Here is an 18,555-nt window from a genome sequence, read left to right on the forward strand (position 1 = left end):
CGGGTCGAAGAGTCTCGACTAGCCGTTCTGCAGAGACCTGAATGACTCGAGCCAGAACCCGGGAGCGGCCATCCCGGACCCGCGCGACGCGACTGTGTAGGGCGCGAAGACGCTGTTGAGCAGCCACGGATCCTTGTTCGGGCTCCAGTTCCGGACCATCAGGTTGTCCTGTTTGAAGCCGTAGGTGGCGACGGCGAGCCGGCCGGTCTCCCGATACATCGCCATCTGGTCATGCAGGAACGTGGCCTGCTCCATGAACCACGCGCTGCTGGTGAGGAAATCGTGCCATTGCCGCTCGCTGAACGGCTCCTCGATCGCGGCGCCGATCACCTCCCAGACCTGGGTGTCGGTGTGGAATCCGTACTTCTGGGCGAACTCGGGCGAGATCGTGTCCTGCAGATGCTGTTTCCAGTACCAGACCAGCGAGAACTCGGTGACGAGGAAGGTCTGGTCGGCGCGCATCCGCGGAAGGATGTAGTCCAGGAACGCCTGCACATTGTCGCCATCAGGGACGTGCGGGTGAATGTCCACGCCTTCGATCTCCGGCGTCTCCCGGACGAACCGCATCCAGCGCTCGGTTGCCGGCGTCCGGCGGTTCTCCAGATCGAGCCGGTTCAACGCCCCCATGTAGAGCGTTGTCGCGCAGTTTTGGCCGCACTGCTCGGCACGGTGGTCGATCACGTGCCGGGCCACGGTCTCGTAGAACTCGTTGAGCCGGTGGTCGCGCTCTGCCGGCAGGCTTTCGATGAACGGCTCGTTGCCGATCGTGATGATGTCGACCTTCCCCATGACGGTCGGCAGGACCTGATCCAGCCGGTCCAGTTCGGCGTCCATCTCCGCGCTGCCGGGTTCAGGGAACGATGCGTTGTTGTAGGGGAACTTCAGACTCAGGATGGTGTCGTATCCGCGCTCGGATGCGTCCGTGATCGTGTCGATGGCGAAATGGTCGGCCGGATCGCCGTCGTCCGTGGCGGGCATGGGGAAGAACCCGCGGACCCATTGTGCGCGGGCCAGCTGTAACTCCCGGTAGTCCAGTGCGTCGAGATTCTGGTTGAAGTTCGCGCCGAGCGCGCCCTGAGCGTGGTCGAGGGGTTTGCCGATGCTGGTGTCGTCCTCCTTGTTAAGGGATGGGTCGCCGTACGCGGCGAGATGGGGCATGGCCAGGGCGGCTACGGCCACGGTCGTGGCGGTTATCGATAGACGACGCGACATGTACATCACTCCCGGAGTGCCTCACGGATGGGTCCTGCACGATGCATCGATGCAAGACACGACGTCGAGCTGTCGAAACCTCCCTTCATGTGGATCGGGCGATCTGATGGCGGACGTGACGTGGGCGGTCCGTGCTAGACGTTCTGCAGCGATCTGAAAGCGTCCAGCCAGTACCCGGGAGCGGCCATGCCGGAGTCGCGGGACTGGGCCGTGTAGGGGGCGAACACGCTGTTGAACAGCCACGGATCCTTGTCCGGCCCCATGTTCGTGGTCATGTCTTCCTGCTGCCTGAATCCATAGGTGGCGACCGCGAGCCGGCCGGTGTCCCGGTACAGCCTCATCTGTTCCTGCAGAAACCCGGACTGCTGCATGAACCAGTCACAGCTGGTCAGAAAGTCGTGCCACTGATGTTCACGGAACGGATCGTCGATCGCGGCCTGGACCACCTCCCAGATCTTCGTGTCCGGAGCGAAGCCGTATGTCGAGGCGAAGCCGGCCGAGACGGTGTCGCTCATGTGCTGCTTCCAATACCAGACCAGCGAGAACTCGGTGACGAGGAAGGTCTGCCCGGCGCGCATCCGCGGAAGGATGTAGTCGACGAACGGCCGTGCGTTCTCGCTGCCGGGGATGTGCGGATGGATGCTCACGCCTTCGATCTCCGGCGTCTCGCGGACGAACGTCATCCAGCGTTCCGCTGCCGGCGTGCGGTTGTCCTCCAGATCGAGCCGGTTGAGCGCGCCCATGTAGAGCGTCGTCGCGCAATTCTCGCCGCAGTGCTCGGCGCGGTGGTCGATCACGTGCCGGGCCACGGTCTCGTAGAACTCGTTGAGTCTATGATCCCGCTCTGCCGGCAGGCTCTCGATGAACGGCTCGTTGCCGATCATGATGATGTCGACCCTGCCCATGACGGCAGGAAGGACCCGGTCCAGCCGGTCCAGTTCGGCGGCCGCCGCTTCGCTGCCTGGTTCGGGGAACGATGCGTTGTTGTAGGGGAACTTCAGGGTCAGGATCGTGTGGTACCCGCGCCGAGCGGCGTCCAGGATGCCGGCGATACCAACGTGCTCGGCGGGATCGACGTCGTCGACCTCCGGCATCGGCAAGAAACCGCGGACCCACTGCGCGCCCGCCAGCTGTAGCTCCCGGTAGTTCACCGCGCCGAGGTTCTCGTTGAAGTTCGCGCCCAGGGCGCCGTGAGCGGTATCGAGAGGTCTGCCCATGCTGGAGTGATCCTCCTCATCGAGGGATGGTGCGCCGTACCTGTGGCGCGGGAGATCATCGAGGCGACGGTGTCCGTGCCATCGATCCACGACACCATGTTTGCGCTAACTTGGCTTTGCGTCAAGACCCGAAGGGCTCAGTGCTCGGTCAATGCGCCCCGGATCAGCGGCGCGGCGGCGCCGTGGAGGAGCGAACCACCAGCTCAGGATGGACCAGGCGGCTGGCCGCCGGGGCCGGCGGAGCCCCGGCGGGTGTCTCGATCATGGCGAGCAGATGATCGAGACACCGGCTACCGACGGCGCCCAGGTCTTGGCGGACCGTCGTCAGCGGCGGCGAGAAATACGGCGTGATGTCGAGGTCGTCGTACCCGACCACGCTCAGATCCTCCGGCACCCTGCGCGCGAGCTCCTCAGCGGCACGGAGGACACCGGCGGCCATCTGATCGTTGGCGGCGAAGACGGCGGTGGTGGTCTCGTCGGACAGGAGTTGACGCGCGGCTTGATAGCCCGATTCCGGAGACCAGTCGCCCACCACAGGCTGCGGTACCGGTCGGCCGGCTCGCTGCAGCATCCGCTTCCAGGCTGCCCGGCGGCGTTCCGCCGGATTGGATCCGGGAGGCCCGGCCACGTGGTGGACCGTCCGGTGCCCGAGCTCGAGGAGGTGGCCGACCGCGGCGCGTGCGCCGGCCGCCTCGTCCATGCCGAACGTCGGATGCTCGTGCGTCGACCTGCTGTCCGCGATGACGACGGGCACCTCCTCGGGCAGCTGGAGGTGCGGCGTGTCGAGGACGCGCGCCTCGATCACGATCACGCCGTCGACGGCGCGGTCGGTGAGTCCGCGGACGGCGGCACGGACGTCCTGCTCGGTGGGTGTGTCCACCACGGCCAGGCTCACCGAGTATCCGCTGGCCTGCGCGCCGGCGATCACCGACTCGACGATGCGGATGTTGCCCACGGCAGTGAGGTTGAAGGTCACCACACCGATCGTCGCGAACTTGCCCGTGGCCAGGGCTCTGGCGGCGACGTTGGCGCGATAGCCGAGCTGTCTCATCGCCGCCTCGACCTTGTTCCGCGTCTCGGCCGTCACCCGGGTGTTCCCATTCGCCACCCGGGAGACGGTCTGGCCGGAGACGCCGGCGAGCCTGGCGACGTCCGCCATCGACGCCCCCTTGGACGCCCGCGTGCCTGGTCGTCGAGTCACGCTGCGCGGTCTCCTCTCCTTGGCCGGCTGTCGCTGAGCACACGAGCATTCTGCCGTGCCGCGACGGTTCACGCCTGGTGGTGTACGCCCTCGAAATCGCTCAGCGACGTGTCGTAGTCCTTGCCGCCGACCTGATACATCGAGGTCATCCAATGGTGGAAGTTGTCCCCGGATGCCCGGAGCCGCTCGTAGAGCCGATGCAGCAGATCGACGCGGATCTCGTTCAGCTGGGGATCGTCGTAGCGATTGGTCAATTCGTGTGGGTCATCCTGCAGATCGTAGAGCTCGTTGACGCTCTCCGGGTTGACCACCAGCTTGTAGCGTCGCGTGCGCAGCATGCGCTGCGGGTACGGGAAGTGGTGGCCGTGGAACTCGGCGGTGATGTCATCGCGCCAGTCCGCCGGCTCGTCGCCGGTGGCCAGTGGCACCAGGCTGCGGCCGTCGGCGTCCGGGTCGGGATCGATGCCGGCGAGATCGAGGATCGTGGCAGTGTAATCGACCAGGCTCACGAAGGCGCCCGTCGAGTGGCCTCCGGGTGAACCCGGCACCCGTAGCAGGCCGGGAATCCGGTAGATGTCGTCGTACATCGCCGGACCCTTGTCGTGCAGCCGGTGTGAGCCGGTGAACTCGCCGTGGTCGGCCGTGAACGCGACGGCGGTGGAGTCCCACAGGTCGAGGCGGCGCAACGCGTCGAGCAGGCGGCCGACCTGCTGATCGATGAGCGTGGTGTAACCCCAGTACGCCGCGATCAGCCAGCGCCAGGTGTCCTCGCCGAGCGTGTCGTACGTCCAGTGCTCCGAGTAGCGGCGCTGTACCAGCGGCTTGTTCTCGAACGTCTCCGCCAGCGACGGCGGGAGCTCGACATCCTCCGGCGAGTACATCTCCAGGTACTCGCGGGGAAGCAGGTACGGCAGGTGCGGTCCGTAGAAGTGTGTGGCCATGAAGAAGGGCCGGCCGTCGCGATGGTGGTCCCGGGCGTACTGCTCTAGTCGCTCGATGGTCCGGTCGGTCAGGAAATGCTCGAACGTCGCCTCGGCCGGCTGGTGGACGACGCCGGCCAGCAGGTTGCCCGGCTCGCCGTTCGGGAACACGCCGCGGACCTCGTCGCTGATCGTCGGCGACGGGAAGCCCTGGCGGGCGAGCCATGCCCGGTAATCCGGATGTCCGATCGGGTTGTGCCAGCCCGGGTAGTGAGCACCGTCGAATCCGAAGTCACCGGGGCCGCGATTCTTGCCGACATGCCATTTGCCCTCGATGCCGACGTTGTAGCCGACCTCGCGTAGCCGCCGGGAGAACGGGGTGAACTCGTCGGAGAGCTCCTCGGCATAACCCACGTTCCGTTCGTAGTTCGCCAGCAGGCGGTGGCGGAACGGCATGACGCCGGTGAGGAGGCTGGCGCGGGCAGGGGTGCAGATGGCGGACGGAGTGAAGCACGCATTGAAGCGGGTGCCCGAAGCGGCGAGCGCATCCAGGTGAGGTGTCCAGACGTGTGGATTGCCGTAGCACCCCAGCGTATCGGTCCGGTGCTGGTCGGTCATCAGGAACAGCATGTTCGTCGGCGAACTCATAGACCCTCCGATCGTGTTATCGCAAACATATCTTCTTCCAGGTCGTAGCGCGAATAGCGAGGCCACATTGGTTTCTGGTCCTGATAGTCCACATCTCTTCGGGTCTTGACGGCAGCCTGGAACGGTCGTAGGTTAGCGCAAACATGAATCCGTGGCCATGCGCCCCGGCTATGCATCGTTTACCACGGCCCTGAACTGGGCCGGCGGAAGAGTCCGGTACCGAGTCGACGACGACTAAGAGGAGTCCCCATGGGGCAGCATCACCGAATTCTTGGAACCCGTCACGGGGCTGCGCGCGTCGGACGTGACATCAGCCGACGCAGGTTCATCGGTGGTTCGAGCGCCGGTGTGCTGGCGGCCGTCCTTGCAAGTTGCACCGGGGGCGGCCAGTCGAGTGAAGAGAACGCGGCGGCCGGCGGAGAATCCAGCGGGCCCGGCGGGCCGCTGCAATGGTGGGATCAGTTCCGGCCGTTGACCGAAATGTTCGAGCGGGACCTCTTCGGCCCGTACATGGAGGAGCACCCGGACGTTACCATCGAGCGTCGTCAGATGGATGCGCCCGACCTGGGCCAGGCGCTGCAGGTCGGCCGGCGGAGCAGCCAGCTGCCCGATGTCCATTCCGTCGCCGGCCTCGGCAGCTCACCCGCGGCGTTGGTCAGCGAGGGATGGTTCCAGCCGATCGGAAGTCATGCGGACTTCGAGGGCAGCCCGGTGGCCGATCAGATCTTCGACGGCATCCACCGGTTCGACGGGGAGATCTACTCCTTCGCGCCCTTCTCCGGCCGCCGGCACGAGGCGGCGCCGTGGTTGAACACGGAGCTACTGGCTGAGGCCGACGTCGACCCGGAGCAGAGTCCAGCCACGTGGGACGACTTCCGCGCCGCGGCCCGTCGTGTCCAAGACGGTACCGGGGACGGCGTGCACGGCGTCTTGATCCCGACTCAGGACCCGATCTATCTGGATGCGCTGGTGCACCGGCTCGCCACGGCCGCCGGCGCACCTGGCCCGGGTGCCATCGATTGGGCGACCGGGGACTACATCCATGACTCGCAGCCGTACCTGGACGCCGTCGAGTTCCTCGTCTCATTGCAGGCCGACGGTGTGGTCCATCCCGCGTCCGCCTCCATGGGTCCGCGCGACGCCCGGGCCCGATGGGCCGCCGGCGAGGCCGCCATTTATCCGTGGGGGCCCTGGTTCATCGGCGGCCTGCTGGTGGAGGAGCCGGAGGCGGTGGAGCGCGGCGTCGGCGTGTGGCACGTCCCCACGCCCGAGACCACTCGCAACTTCGTGTACTCCAGCCCGGCTCCCGGCGTGTTCTGGGTGTCCAGCGAGTCGGACCAGCCGGAGTTGGCCGCAGACCTCCTCCTGCAGATGACGACGCGGGAGTTCCAGGCCAAGCTGGCCGCCGCGATGGACCAGCCTCCCGCGCTGCTCGATGTGGTGGCGGAGGCGGACGTACACCCCACCTACGCGCAGAACGTGTCCTTCTTCGAAGAGGACGTCCGGATCGGACCGGTGCCGGAGGTGGCCACACCGGGTGTGTGGCGGGTGCTCGCCGAGATGCGCGACATCCACCCCAACCTCGGTGAGATCGTCCAGGCCGTGCTGACCGGTTCGACCGACGACGTCGCCGGCGACCTGAGGCGATACAAGGACGAGCTGAGCGCCGAGCGAGAGCGTGCCCTGGAGGTCGTCCAAGGCGAGGGGGTCGAGGTCGACCTCGACGCGTGGGTCTTCTCCAACTGGGACCCCGCCACGGATTACGACCAGCAGGCCTACGCCGAGCGCTGACCACGATGGCGACGATTCAACAGCCGAGCCGCACCACACCGCCGGGTCCGCTTCCACAGCGCCGGGGACGGCTGCGCCGCATCCGCCAGGACTGGTGGATCTACCTCTTCCTGCTGCCCACCATTCTCGGCTACGGCGCCTACACCGTCTATCCGCTGGTGGCCTCGTGGTGGTACGCGTTCCTCGACTGGCCGGGGTTCGCGGCGACCGGAACGTTCGTCGGCATCGAGAACTTCGAACGCCTGCTGGAAGACGACCTGTTCTGGAACGCGTTCTGGAACTCGATCGTCTTCCTCGTGGTAGCTGTGCCGCTCCGCGTGGGGCTGGCGTTGGCCCTGGCGTTGGTGCTGAACCGGGCGAAGACGCCGTTCAAGGGGTTCTTCCGTACGTTGTTCTTCCTGCCCGTCGTCACCACCGGCGCCATCATCGGCATCGTGTTCACGCTGCTGCTCGACGCCGGAGGCCCGGTCAGCCTGGCCATGGTCAAGTCCGGGCTGCTCGACTCGCCCGCCAACTTCGTCGCGGATCCCGACACCTCGCTCTACGCCGGGATCGCGGTCTGGGTGTGGAAGTGGCTGGGCATCACCATGATCTACTGGCTCGCCGCCCTCCAGACCATTCCGCGGGATGTGCACGAGGCCGCCATGATCGACGGCGCCGGCGGCTGGCGGGAATTCCGGCACGTGACGCTGCCGCTGCTGGTGCCGTTCCTGGTCATCATCACCCTGATCGACACGGTGGCGGCGCTCAACGTCTTCGACCTGATGCAGACCCTCACCGGTGGCGGCCCGTCGTTCTCCTCCGAGGTGATCGAGATCTTCATCTTCCGCACGGCCTTCCAGGCCACCGTCCCTGAGCTCGGCTACGCTTCGGCCGCGGCGGTGCTGTTCGGACTGCTGACGATGGCCATCGCCGTCGTCCAGGCTCTCGGCTTCCGCTGGGCTCGGCGCCAGATGGGAGGGGCACGATGACGCCTCCGCGCATCGAGACCGCACCCGAGTCCGGCCGCGGCCTGGCCGCGCCTCCAGCTCAGAAGCGCTCGTCGCGATTCCTGCGCCGTCCGCGCCCGGGGCAGACCATGGTGTTCGTCGGGCTGCTGGTGCTGGCGGGACTGTGGATCTACCCGTTCATCTGGCTGGTCTCGGCGTCGCTGAAATCGTCGTCGGAGATCTTCGGCCGCGGGCTCAACCTGTTCCCGGAGGACCCGGTCTGGGAGAACTACAGCCAAGCCTGGACCGAGGTCGGCTTCGACAGGTACTTCCTCAACAGTGTGCTCATCACCGGCGGCACCGTCCTGCTGATCGTGATCCGCAGTGCCCTCGCCGGGTACGTGCTGGGCAGGTTCGACTTCATCGGCAAGAAGCCGCTGATCGCCGTCTTCCTGATCACCTTCTTCCTGCCCGAGGGTTACACGATCATCCCGATCACCCAGTTGACCGACCAGCTCGGGCTGCTCAACACCCACCTCGGTGTGATCCTGGGTCTCGGCGCCGGGGGACAGATCGCCTCGACCCTGCTGTACGCGGGCTACTTCCGGCAGCTGCCGAAGGAGTTGGAGGAGTGCGCACGCCTGGACGGGGCCGGACACTTCAGGATCTTCTTCCAGGTGATGTTCCCGCTCGCCTGGCCGATCACCGCCACCGTGACCATCCTGACGTTCCTGTTCGCCTGGAACACCTACCTGCTGCCGTTGGTCTTCACGCTCAGCGAGCCCGGTCTGCGGACGCTCGCGGTCGGCATGACCGTGTTCGTCGGCGAATACGACACCGACTGGTCCGGGATGGCCGCCGCCGCGGTCATCTCGCTGCTGCCGGTGATCGCCGTCTTCGTCGTCCTGCAGCGGAAGTTCGTGGACAGCATCGCCGGAGCCGTGAAGCAATGACCGGAACAACCGCATGACTGGATTGGAGCCTTCTCACATGCCTGACCCCCACCATCAGGACCGTGCCGCCGGCCGGGAGGCGGTCGTGACCGTCGACACTCGCCACCCGGTCGGGAAGGTCGAAGACGACATCTACGGCCACTTCCTGGAGTCCGCCTTCTTCGGCAACATCGAGGGCGGGGTGTTCGACGAGGGCTCGCCGCTGTCCGTTCAGGAGCCCGGTCACCTGAACGGTATCCGCGCCGACGTGCTGGAACTCTGCCGGGAGCTGCAGCCCGGCGCCATCCGCTGGCCCGGCGGCAATTTCGCCTCGCCGTACCACTGGATGGACGGCATAGGCCCACGCGACGAGCGTCCGACCCGGCTCGAGCTCGCCTGGGGAGAGCTGGAGACCAACCGGTTCGGCACCGACGAGTTCCTGGCCTGGTGCGAGGCGGTGGGCGCGGATCCGTACCTGGTTCACTCCGCCCGCGACGTCGACGAGGCGGTGCGCTGGGTGGAATACACCAATTCCGCCCGGGAGACGACGCTGGCGCGGCGACGTGCCGAGAACGGGCGCGCCGAGCCGTGGAAGGTCAAGTACTGGGGCGTGGGCAACGAGGTCTACGGCCGGTGGCAGATGGGCCACCGCAGCGCCGAACAGTACGCCGCGGATGCCCTTGAGCACGCCCGCTTCATGCGCGCCGTGGACCCCGACATCAGACTGATCGGCGTCGGCTTCCACCAACGCCAGGATTGGACCGAAGAAGTGGTCGCACAGGTCGGCCGGTTTCTGGACTACCTGTCCATCCACCTGTACGGGGCGAGCACCCGGCTGTGGACGGGGGACGACTACGACGACGTGGTCGCGCAGGCGCTCTACTTCGAACAGGAACTCAACACGTATTCTCAGCTGGTCACCGAGATCGCCACGAGCGCCGGGCTGGACCGTCCGCCGGCCCTGACGCTCGACGAGTGGACGATGCGACACCTCGAGCCCGCGGACTGGCCGCAGCCACAACCCGGCGATGACGGCGGCGTCGCACCCCGCGAGACACCCGAGCCGAACGGGCCTGTGGACCGTTTCCGGGTCAACCGATACAGCCCGCGGACCATCGCTGACGCGGTCTTCTGCGCCGGAGTGTTCCACGCCATCCACCGCACGGCTGGTCGTCCTGCCCCGGTGTCGATGGCCAATCCGGTGAACCTGGTCAACGCCAACGGCCTGGTGGTCGCCCGTCCCAAGGGGGCGCTGCGGTCGGCGATCTACCACGTCTGGCATCTGTACCGGCATCACACCGGCCGGACGGTGTTGCCCAGCGAGGTGGACGGCCCGGCGCGGTCGACGACGGTCACCCGGGGCGACGAGCGGGACCGTACCGGCCGCCACGTCTCCACGCCGATGACGGTGCCGTATGTCGACGTGTGCGCCACTCGCGCCGACGACGGGTCGGTGCGCCTCGCCGTCGTGAACCGGCATCGTGACGAGACGGTGCGGGTGCGGCCTGTGTTCGACGGTGCCGCGGACTCCACGCCGGGGCGAGCGCACGTCCGTACGCTCGGCGGCGACATCCCCGACCTGTACGCGGTCAACGATCTGAGCGCGCCGGATACCATCGGCGTCCGCGACCTCGGAGAGGTGGAGGCGACCGGCGGCGCCTGGGTGCTGCCGCCGCACTCGGTGACGGTGCTGACACTGGGAGGCGAGGCGTGAGTACGGATCGCCGAGGAGGTGGGCGGTCCAGCGCCCGATGAGCCTCCCCAACATCCTGCTGATCTGCACTGACCAGCAGCGGTTCGACGCCGTCGGCGCGTATGGGAACCCGGACATCGCGACGCCGAACCTGGACCGCCTGGCCGAGCAGGGCGTGCTGTTCGAGAACTGCTACGTGCAGAACCCGGTGTGCGGACCGTCCCGAGCGAGCCTGATGACGGGGCGGTACGTCCCGTCGCACGGGCTGTACGCCAACGGCGTCGACCTGGAGCCGCACGAGGTGTTGTTCAGTCGGCTGTTGGCCGAGTCCGGCTACGACTGCGGGCTGGTCGGGAAGTTCCATCTGGGCGCCTGCCAAGGGGGCCGGTCCGAGCCACGGCTGGACGACGGCTTCCGGGTCTTCCGATGGGCGCACGACCCGTACCCGGGGTCGTCGGAGAACGCCTATCATCGCTGGCTGAAGGCGCGCTTCCCGGATCTGCACGAGGCGGTGGTGCGTCGCGACGGCCCGTACACCTGGGACACACTGCCGACCGAGGCGCACTACAGCCACTGGATCGGGGAGGAGACCGTCGACTTCCTCAGCTCCTCCCGGGAGCTGGACAAGCCGTTCTTCTTCGTCGCCAACTTCTTCGATCCGCACCACGGGTTCGGTGCGCCGGAGGAGTATGCGCGGCGCTACGATCCGGCGGCGCTGCCGCGGCCGGTCACCCGCGACGGTGAGCTGGACGGCAAGCCGCCCATCTTCACCGAGGCGTCCAAGGTCTCCTACGGCGGGGCCGCCCGTGGCTACGTGGACTACACCGAGGACGAGTTGATGGAGGTCCGGCAGGCGTACTACGCCATGGTCTCCCTCGTCGACGACGAGGTCGGCCGGATCCTGGACGCACTGGATGAGACCGGCCAGGCCGACAACACGATCGTGGTGTTCACCAGTGATCATGGCGAGATGCTCGGCGACCATCAGCTGATGCTGAAGGGCCCGTTCATGTACGAATGTGCGGTCCGGGTGCCGCTGATCGTGCGCTGGCCGGGTGTCACCGAGCCGGGGAGCCGCCGTACCGAGCTGGTGCAGTGGATCGACCTCGCGCCGACGTTCCTGCAGGCCGCGGGGGTGGAGGTCCCGCAGCGGATGCAGGGTGAGAGCCTGCTGAAGCTGATCCGCGACGACGACGCGACGGGCTGGCGGGACTGGGCACTGTGCCACTACCGGAACAGTGGGCACCCATACGATCCCGCGGTCCACGTGACGATGCTGCGCCACGATCGCTGGAAGCTCGTCGTCCATCACGGCGCGCCGGCCAGCGCGCGCGGGCGCACCGGGGAACTGTACGACCTGGAGACCGACCCGAGCGAACTGACCAACCTCTGGCACGAGGACGCACACCGGGACATCCGCCACGAGCTGCAAGAGATGTTGATCGACGTCATGGTCGCCGTCGAGGACCGCGGCAATCCCCGGTTGGCGAATTGGTGACCACGCCCGTCCGAACGACACATAGAACCACTGCGAAGCACGAGAGGGAATCCGTGACGATCGACTCCGAGTATCCCCGTCCGTTGCTGGTCCGTTCGGCCTGGCAGGACTTGTCCGGTGCGTGGGGATTCGCGACGGACGAGAAGGACGCCGGCCGGTCGAGCGGCTGGCACCACGATCCCACCCCGTTCACCCGTACGATCACCGTGCCGTATCCGCCGGAGAGCGAGTTGTCCGGGGTGCACGACCGGGACTGCCCAGCGGTGGTGTGGTACCGCCGCGACGTGCGCCTGAACCGGGCGCCGGGACCGGACGAGCGGCTTCTGCTGCACTTCGGCGCGGTCGACTACCAGGCACATGTGTGGTTCAACGGGGTGCACGTCGGTGAGCACGAGGGCGGTCACACGCCGTTCACGCTGGACGTGACCGACGCCGTCGTCGTCGGTGAGGAGCAGGTCGTCGTCGTCCGTGCCGAGGATGAGCGCGACGACGCGACCCAGCCGCGCGGTAAACAGGACTGGCGCGACGAGCCGCACGCCGTCTGGTATCACCGGACCACCGGGATCTGGCAACCGGTCTGGGCGGAGGTGGTGCCGGCGCTGCACGTGCGACGGTTGCACTGGATGCCGGACGTGCCCGCCGCCGCGGTGACGCTTGAGGTGGAGCTGTCCCGCCGGCCGGAGACCGCCGTCGACGTGCACGTCGTTCTCAATCTGGGCGACGAGGTGCTGACGGACCAGACGTTCCGTGCTACACAGCGAGACAGTCGATGGACGATCTCCGTCCCCGCCGCCCGGCATCAGTTGGAGCAAGCCCGGCTGTTGTGGAGCCCGGAGACGCCGACGCTGCTGGATGCGCGCGTCGAGCTACTCGATGGCGGCTGTCGCGTGGACGCGGTCTCGTCCTACGTCGGCATGCGCAGCGTCGGGATCAAAGATGGGCGGTTCCTGCTCAACGGGCAGCCGCGTTTCTTGCGGATGGTGTTGGCGCAGAATTACTGGCCGGACTCGCATCTGGCCGCGCCGTCTGCCGACGCGCTGCGCCGCGACGTGGAACTGGCCAAGGAACTCGGGTTCGACGGCGTCCGGATCCATCAGAAGATCGAGGATCCGCGATTCCTGGCCTGGTGCGACCGGCTCGGCATGCTGGTGTGGAGCGAGCTGCCCAGCGCCTACGAGTACGCGCCGCGGACGGTCGAGCGGCTGACCCGGGAGTGGCTGGAGAACGTGGCGCGGGACCGTAGTCATCCGTGCGTGGTGACGTGGGTTCCGTTCAACGAGAGCTGGGGCGTCTGGCACGGCCTGGACGTCGCGGAGCAGCGGCACGCCACCACCGCGCTGTACCACCTGACCAAGGCGCTGGACGGCACCCGGCCGGTGATCTCCAACGACGGATGGGAACACACCGAGAGCGACATCTGGGGTCTGCACGATTATGCGCCGACGGGAGAGTCGATCCGCCGCCGCTACGCCGACCGGGACGGGATCGCCCGCATCCTCGGGGACCGTCCTCCGGCCCGGCGCACCGCGTTGCTCGGCGATCCGGTCCACCGGGGGCAACCCGTCATGCTGACGGAGATCGGCGGGCTCAGCCTTCGGCCGCGGGCCGAGGAGGCGTGGCACGGGTATGGCACGGTCGGCTCGGTCGAGGAGCTGGCCGAGGGGTTTCGAGGGCTGGTGGATGCGGTACTCGACAGCCCCGAGCTGGCCGGCTTCTGCTGGACCCAGTTGACCGACACCGAGCAGGAGCGGAACGGTCTGCTCACCGAAGACCGCGAGCCTAAGCTCCCGGCGGAGGTGGTCCGGAGCATCGTCGCCCGGCCCGCCCGGTCGGTACCTGCCGAGGCGATCGACGCCGCGCGCCGGGCGGCCAGAGCCCCCGGCTGACGAGATGTGTCGGACCGTATCGGGCGGCTAGGCATCTGCTTCGGGCCGGCCGGCGGGCGGTCGTGGCGACCGTAAGCTTCCATACGGCTCGAGCGGAACAGCAGCGAGCTTCCACACGATCGTTATAGGGACATCAAGCTTCCACGCTGCTGAAGGGGCGCGGCAGTAGGCTTCCACGCTGCACCCTGTGGGCGACCGTGATGCTCGCTACGGCTTGAGGACGATCAGCTTCTGCCGGACCATCCCCTCGACCGCGTACTTCACGCCCTCGGTCCCCTGGCCGGATTCCTTCACGCCGCCATAAGGCATGTGGTCGGCGCGGAACGACGGGGGCATGTTGACGAGCACGCTGCCAGCCTGCGCCTGCTGTGCGTAGCGCATCGCGGTGCCGAGGTTGGACGTGTAGATGCTGGTGTTGAGTCCGTAACGGCTGGCGTTGACCGCGGCGATCGCGTCGTCCAGCGTGGCCACCTCCACGACGGTGATCACCGGTCCGAACACCTCGTCGCAGACCAGCCGATCGTCCGCGGCCGCGCCGACGACGACGGTGGGTGCGACGACGCCGTCCATCTCGGTGCCGCCGGCCACCACCCGCGCGCCGCGATCCTGGGCGTCTTGGACCCAGGCCAGCACTCGCTTGGTGTCGTCGTCGGTGATCAACGGCCCCACGACGGTGCCCGGGTCGGTCGGATCGCCGAACGGGACATCGGCCACCGCATGCGCGAGCCGGCCGACGAACTCCTCCGCGACGTCAGCGTGCACGTAGACGCGCTGCAGCGAGACGCAGGCCTGCCCGGAGTTGGCGAACCCGCCGGTGACCGCGTCCGCGACCGCCCGCTCCAGGTCGGCTTCAGCGTCGACGACCATGGCGGCGTTCGAGCCGAGCTCGAGGACGTGTTCCTTGCGCGGAGACTGAGCCTTCAGCTGCCAGCCGACCCGCGAGGACCCGGTGAACGTGACGACCTCCACCCGCGGATCATCCTGCCAGGCGCCGACGACGGCCGGAGCGTCACCCGTGACCAGATTCAGCCAGCCCGCCGGCAGCCCGGCCTCGACGAACGCCTCGACCATCAGCCCCGCCGTCATCGGCGCCCGGTCCGACGGTTTGAGGACCACCGGGCAGCCGGCCGCGAGCGTGGGCCCGACCTTGTGTGCGACGAGATTCAGCGGGAAGTTAAACGGTGTGATCGCGGCGACGATGCCCCGCGGCTCCGACCGGGTGAACGCGAACGTGCCGGCGGCGGCGTCGACCGCGTCCAGCGGAACGGCCTCACCGGGCAGCCGCGTGGCCTCCTCGGAGGAGAGCCGGAAGGTGAACACGGCCCGCGCGACCTCGGTGCGCGCCGCGCTGATCGGCTTGCCGGTCTCGGCGCGGATCATCTCGGCGAACACATCCGCCCGTGATTCGACGAGGCCCGCGACGGTCCGCAGGATCTCCGCCCGGCGGCTGACCGGGATCGGTTGGGTGAAGGCGTGCGCCGCTGCGTCGACCGCGCGCGTCGCCTCCGGCGCTCCGGCCTCCGCGACCCGACCGATGTCCGCTCCGGTCCATCGGTCCACGATGGTACGGCTCTCCGGTGCGGGAACCCAGGTGCCGTCGATGAACAGGTCTTGCTGCCGCATCTCGATGTCTCCCTAGCTGAGCGTGGTGCTGCCGGCGGACACGGTGGATCCGGTGGCGGTGAACTCTTCTGCCCGGCCGTCGATCTCCGTCAGCACCGCACGGGTGAACTCGGCGGTCGTCGCGGTTCCGCCCAGGTCCGGGGTGGAGATGCCGCCCGCCAGCACGGCCTCGAAGGATGCCTGCAGGTGGTGGGCCGCGTCGGCATGGCCGAGGTGGTCGAGCATCATCACCACCGACCAGATCTGCCCGACCGGGTTGGCCACGCCCTTCCCGGCGATGTCCGGGGCGGAACCGTGCACCGGCTCGAACAGCGACGGATAACGGCGCTCCGGATTGAGGTTGGCGCTCGGGGCGACACCGATCGAACCGGTGAGGGCACTGCCGAGGTCGGAGAGGATGTCGCCGAAGAGGTTGGAGGCGACCACCACGTCGAACGTCCACGGCTTGAGCGCCATCTTGGCGGCGAGCGCGTCGACCAGCACGGGTTCCAGCTCGACTCCGCCGACGTCGGCGACGGTCTCGGCGACGACCTCGTCCCAGAACGGCATGGTGTGCACGATCCCGTTGCTTTTGGTCGCCGACGTCACCAGCCCGCGTCGGCCGCGGGCGAGCTCGGCGGCGAACCGGGCCGCACGCGCGACGCCCTGACGGGTGAAGATGGCCTCCTGGATGGCGGTCTCGTTCTCCCGCCCGCGGTACATCCGGCCGCCGACCTCGGAGTACTCGCCCTCGTTGTTCTCCCGCACAATGACGAAGTCGATCGGCTCGGTGGTGGACAGGGGACCTGTGACACCGGCCAGGGTGCGCACCGGGCGCAGGTTGATGTACTGCTCGAAGCCCCGACGGATCGGGATCAGCAGCCCCCAGAGCGTCTCCGTGTCTGGAATGTCCGGCACGCCGACCGCGCCGAGCAGCACGGCGTCGTGCGCGGCCAAGGTCTCCAGGCCGTCGACCGGCATCATCCGGCCGTGCGCCCGGAAGTACTCCGACCCCCAGGGATAGCCCACCAGGTCGAAGGTGAGCCCGTGGGCGGAGGCGACCGCATGCAGGCAGTCCAGCGCGGCCGGCACCACCTCGGTGCCGATCCCGTCCCCGGCGATGACCGCGATGCTCTGCTGTGTCACTCGATGGCTCCCGTCTGTGTTGCTTGTGAGGGCTGGGTGGCGGCGACGGTGATGACTTCGATGCCGTGATCGACCAGTGCGGTGTGCCGCTCGTCGTCGAGCCCGTCGTCGATCACGATCGTGCCGATCGCGTCCCACCCGCAGATCTTCGCCAGTGCGCTCGTGGCGAACTTCGAGGAGTCCGCGACGAGCACCACCCGGTCGGCGATGTCGATGAGCGCCCGCTTGGTGACCGCGTCGTAGTCGTTCGCGCAGAACGCGCCCTTCTCGTTGAGCCCGGAGGCGGCCAGAAAACACGTCTCCACGTGCAACGTCGACGCCGCGCTGACGGTGGTGGAACCGGCGAAGGAGAGCGAGTCGCGGTGCAGCAGACCGCCGAGCGCCGCGATGTCCACACCCGGCTTGTGTGCCAGCGAGGTGATCACCGGCAGCGATGCCGTCACCACGGACAGCCGCATGTCGTCCGGGATCTGCTGCGCCAGTGACGCGACCGTGGTGCCGGCGTCGAAGGCGACGGCGCTGCCGGACTCGACCAGGTCGAGCGCGCGGGCCGCGAGCCGGGTCTTCACGTCGCCCTGCCGGGCGGCGCGGGTGGTGTAGGCGCTGCCGATGAAATCGCGCTGCGGGAGGGTGCTGACCCCGCCGTGGAAGCTGCGTAGCCTGCCGTCGTCTACGAGCGTGCCGACATCGCGCCGGATGGTCATCTCGGAGACGCCGAACAAGGCGGAGAGTTCGGCGACGGTGCAGTAACCCTGGTCCTCCACGACGCGCACCAGTTCCTTGCGCCGCTCCGGCGCCGAGAGGCCGTGCAGCTGTCCGGCCGGCCTCGCCATCGGTGTCTGGCTTCCGTGCGTCATGCCTGGGCGGCGTCGACGATACCGGTCAGCTGCTGCAGGCGCGGGATGGATATCTGGGCCAGCATGCTGGGTGTGTCCGCGGAGCCGACGAGGTCGGCCCAGACGGCGCGGCCGGCGAGGAAACCCTTGGCGCCGCCGCGGACGGACTCGCGTACCGCGTCCGCGAAGTCTTCCCGGGCGATGCCGTTGGACAACACCACCCAGTCGGTGCCGACGATCTCCGTGATGGTGCGAGCCTGGTCCGCGACCCGGGAGAGATCACCCGGGACATAGCCGGGCACCTGTGCCTTGTACAGATCGGGGCGGTATGGGGCGATCTCCTCGGCGGCGGCGAAGATGGCCTGGTGTCGTTCGGCTTCGCTCGGCCACGGCGAGCCGTCATCGGTGGCGACGATCGCTTCCACCAGGCTGGCGACGCCGGCGTCCCGGGCGACCTCGACGGTGCGGGCGACCACATCGGCGCGTTCCTCCTTGCCGGTGCCGGGGCGCCAGATCACCAGGAACTTGATCGCGTCTGCACGCACCCGGTGCAGGAACTCGACCGTGACCTGCTCGTCGAACGTCGTGTTCCGCACGGGACCGCCGGTCTGCTGGTCCAGCGCGTCGGCGGCGACGATCAGGCCGTACGCGTCGCTGACCCAGTCCGGTCGGTGACCGTCGATGGCGTAGGGGCGGTCGAGTAGCACAGCAGATGCGTGCGGCGCGAGGACCTCGGTGGCCTGGCGCTTGAACCGGCGCAGCTCGTCGTCGTCGACCCAGGAGCCGTCGGCGCGCTGGCCGAACATGGCCCGCAGCGATTCGCGCTGGTCGAGTGCGAGCATCGCGTATCCGCCGGCGGCGGTGCGCAGTTTGGGCTTGCCGGTGGCGATGGTCCCAGGTGTCGCGGCGTCGTTCATCTCATCCCTCGGGCGAATCCGATACAGCACGCGGGCGTCACCGCTGCATGTTTATACTTTCACACTGATGTTGGAAAAACAACGCCGTACCTGTGGGCATATGAACATCGCACGCGTGTGTCGGGTC

Annotated in this window: 14 protein-coding genes; 6 read left to right on the top strand and 8 right to left on the bottom strand. The window is 67.9% G+C overall.

Translation table 11 applies throughout. The features are described 5' to 3' along the window. Nucleotides 1–18 precede the first annotated feature (18 nt). From G1H10_RS26970 to G1H10_RS26985, 4 genes are all read right to left on the bottom strand, one after another. Complete coding sequence (locus G1H10_RS26970; RefSeq protein WP_216853701.1) at nucleotides 19–1,179, bottom strand: hypothetical protein; 1,161 nt, start codon at nucleotides 1,177–1,179, stop codon at nucleotides 19–21. Nucleotides 1,180–1,346: 167 nt separating this feature from the next. After that, on the bottom strand, nucleotides 1,347–2,429 hold the full coding sequence (locus tag G1H10_RS26975; protein ID WP_216853702.1) for a hypothetical protein: 1,083 nt from the start codon (nucleotides 2,427–2,429) through the stop codon (nucleotides 1,347–1,349). 163 nt (nucleotides 2,430–2,592) lie between these two features. Beyond that, nucleotides 2,593–3,630 (bottom strand): LacI family DNA-binding transcriptional regulator, encoded by a 1,038-nt coding sequence (locus tag G1H10_RS26980; protein ID WP_216853703.1) that lies wholly within the window; start codon nucleotides 3,628–3,630, stop codon nucleotides 2,593–2,595. 68 nt (nucleotides 3,631–3,698) lie between these two features. Continuing rightward, nucleotides 3,699–5,198: a sulfatase family protein gene (locus tag G1H10_RS26985; protein ID WP_163743818.1), complete on the bottom strand. Its 1,500-nt coding sequence runs from the start codon at nucleotides 5,196–5,198 to the stop codon at nucleotides 3,699–3,701. A 249-nt stretch (nucleotides 5,199–5,447) separates the two neighbouring features. Between G1H10_RS26985 and G1H10_RS26990 the strand changes: the two genes are divergently transcribed. The 6 genes from G1H10_RS26990 to G1H10_RS27015 are packed head-to-tail and all read left to right on the top strand — an operon-like array spanning nucleotide 5,448 to nucleotide 13,927. Beyond that, a complete protein-coding gene (locus tag G1H10_RS26990) occupies nucleotides 5,448–6,989 on the top strand; it encodes an ABC transporter substrate-binding protein (protein ID WP_163743820.1) in 1,542 nt (513 codons plus the stop codon). A 5-nt stretch (nucleotides 6,990–6,994) separates the two neighbouring features. Next, nucleotides 6,995–7,960 carry a carbohydrate ABC transporter permease gene (locus G1H10_RS26995; protein ID WP_163743822.1) on the top strand — a complete coding sequence of 322 codons (966 nt, stop codon included), beginning with the start codon at nucleotides 6,995–6,997 and terminating at the stop codon, nucleotides 7,958–7,960. After that, a complete protein-coding gene (locus G1H10_RS27000) occupies nucleotides 7,957–8,871 on the top strand; it encodes a carbohydrate ABC transporter permease (protein ID WP_216853704.1) in 915 nt (304 codons plus the stop codon). Before G1H10_RS26995 ends, G1H10_RS27000 begins: the two co-directional genes overlap by 4 nt. A gap of 37 nt (nucleotides 8,872–8,908) precedes the next feature. Then, nucleotides 8,909–10,564: an alpha-L-arabinofuranosidase family protein gene (locus tag G1H10_RS27005; RefSeq protein ID WP_163743824.1), complete on the top strand. Its 1,656-nt coding sequence runs from the start codon at nucleotides 8,909–8,911 to the stop codon at nucleotides 10,562–10,564. A gap of 37 nt (nucleotides 10,565–10,601) precedes the next feature. Next, on the top strand, nucleotides 10,602–12,041 hold the full coding sequence (locus G1H10_RS27010; protein ID WP_163743826.1) for a sulfatase family protein: 1,440 nt from the start codon (nucleotides 10,602–10,604) through the stop codon (nucleotides 12,039–12,041). 53 nt (nucleotides 12,042–12,094) lie between these two features. Then, nucleotides 12,095–13,927: a glycoside hydrolase family 2 protein gene (locus G1H10_RS27015; RefSeq protein ID WP_163743828.1), complete on the top strand. Its 1,833-nt coding sequence runs from the start codon at nucleotides 12,095–12,097 to the stop codon at nucleotides 13,925–13,927. A gap of 207 nt (nucleotides 13,928–14,134) precedes the next feature. On the opposite strand, the gene G1H10_RS27020 is transcribed toward G1H10_RS27015, so the two are convergent. The 4 genes from G1H10_RS27020 to G1H10_RS27035 are packed head-to-tail and all read right to left on the bottom strand — an operon-like array spanning nucleotide 14,135 to nucleotide 18,428. Continuing rightward, complete coding sequence (locus G1H10_RS27020) at nucleotides 14,135–15,550, bottom strand: aldehyde dehydrogenase family protein (protein ID WP_163743830.1); 1,416 nt, start codon at nucleotides 15,548–15,550, stop codon at nucleotides 14,135–14,137. Between the two features lie 12 nt (nucleotides 15,551–15,562). Then, a complete protein-coding gene (locus tag G1H10_RS27025; protein WP_163743832.1) occupies nucleotides 15,563–16,675 on the bottom strand; it encodes a tartrate dehydrogenase in 1,113 nt (370 codons plus the stop codon). Continuing rightward, nucleotides 16,672–17,532 carry a DeoR/GlpR family DNA-binding transcription regulator gene (locus G1H10_RS27030; RefSeq protein WP_163743834.1) on the bottom strand — a complete coding sequence of 287 codons (861 nt, stop codon included), beginning with the start codon at nucleotides 17,530–17,532 and terminating at the stop codon, nucleotides 16,672–16,674. The genes G1H10_RS27025 and G1H10_RS27030 overlap by 4 nt, the downstream gene beginning before the upstream one ends. After that, nucleotides 17,529–18,428, bottom strand: coding sequence for a hypothetical protein (locus G1H10_RS27035; RefSeq protein ID WP_163743836.1), 900 nt, complete (start codon nucleotides 18,426–18,428; stop codon nucleotides 17,529–17,531). The genes G1H10_RS27030 and G1H10_RS27035 overlap by 4 nt, the downstream gene beginning before the upstream one ends. Nucleotides 18,429–18,555: the final 127 nt, after the last annotated feature.

The sequence above is a fragment of the Phytoactinopolyspora halotolerans genome, from assembly GCF_010550675.1.
GTDB classification, from domain to species: Bacteria; Actinomycetota; Actinomycetes; order Jiangellales; family Jiangellaceae; genus Phytoactinopolyspora; species Phytoactinopolyspora halotolerans.

What these genes read in the sequence shown, in the direction of transcription:
- G1H10_RS26990 (WP_163743820.1), top strand. Translation starts at nt 5,448, where the DNA reads ATGGGGCAGCATCACCGAATTCTTGGAACCCGTCACGGGGCTGCGCGC.
- G1H10_RS27005 (WP_163743824.1), top strand. Translation starts at nt 8,909, where the DNA reads ATGCCTGACCCCCACCATCAGGACCGTGCCGCCGGCCGGGAGGCGGTC.
- G1H10_RS27020 (WP_163743830.1), bottom strand. Translation starts at nt 15,550, where the DNA reads ATGCGGCAGCAAGACCTGTTCATCGACGGCACCTGGGTTCCCGCACCG.
- G1H10_RS26995 (WP_163743822.1), top strand. Translation starts at nt 6,995, where the DNA reads ATGGCGACGATTCAACAGCCGAGCCGCACCACACCGCCGGGTCCGCTT.
- G1H10_RS26975 (WP_216853702.1), bottom strand. Translation starts at nt 2,429, where the DNA reads ATGGGCAGACCTCTCGATACCGCTCACGGCGCCCTGGGCGCGAACTTC.
- G1H10_RS27010 (WP_163743826.1), top strand. Translation starts at nt 10,602, where the DNA reads ATGAGCCTCCCCAACATCCTGCTGATCTGCACTGACCAGCAGCGGTTC.
- G1H10_RS27035 (WP_163743836.1), bottom strand. Translation starts at nt 18,428, where the DNA reads ATGAACGACGCCGCGACACCTGGGACCATCGCCACCGGCAAGCCCAAA.
- G1H10_RS26985 (WP_163743818.1), bottom strand. Translation starts at nt 5,198, where the DNA reads ATGAGTTCGCCGACGAACATGCTGTTCCTGATGACCGACCAGCACCGG.
- G1H10_RS27000 (WP_216853704.1), top strand. Translation starts at nt 7,957, where the DNA reads ATGACGCCTCCGCGCATCGAGACCGCACCCGAGTCCGGCCGCGGCCTG.
- G1H10_RS27030 (WP_163743834.1), bottom strand. Translation starts at nt 17,532, where the DNA reads ATGACGCACGGAAGCCAGACACCGATGGCGAGGCCGGCCGGACAGCTG.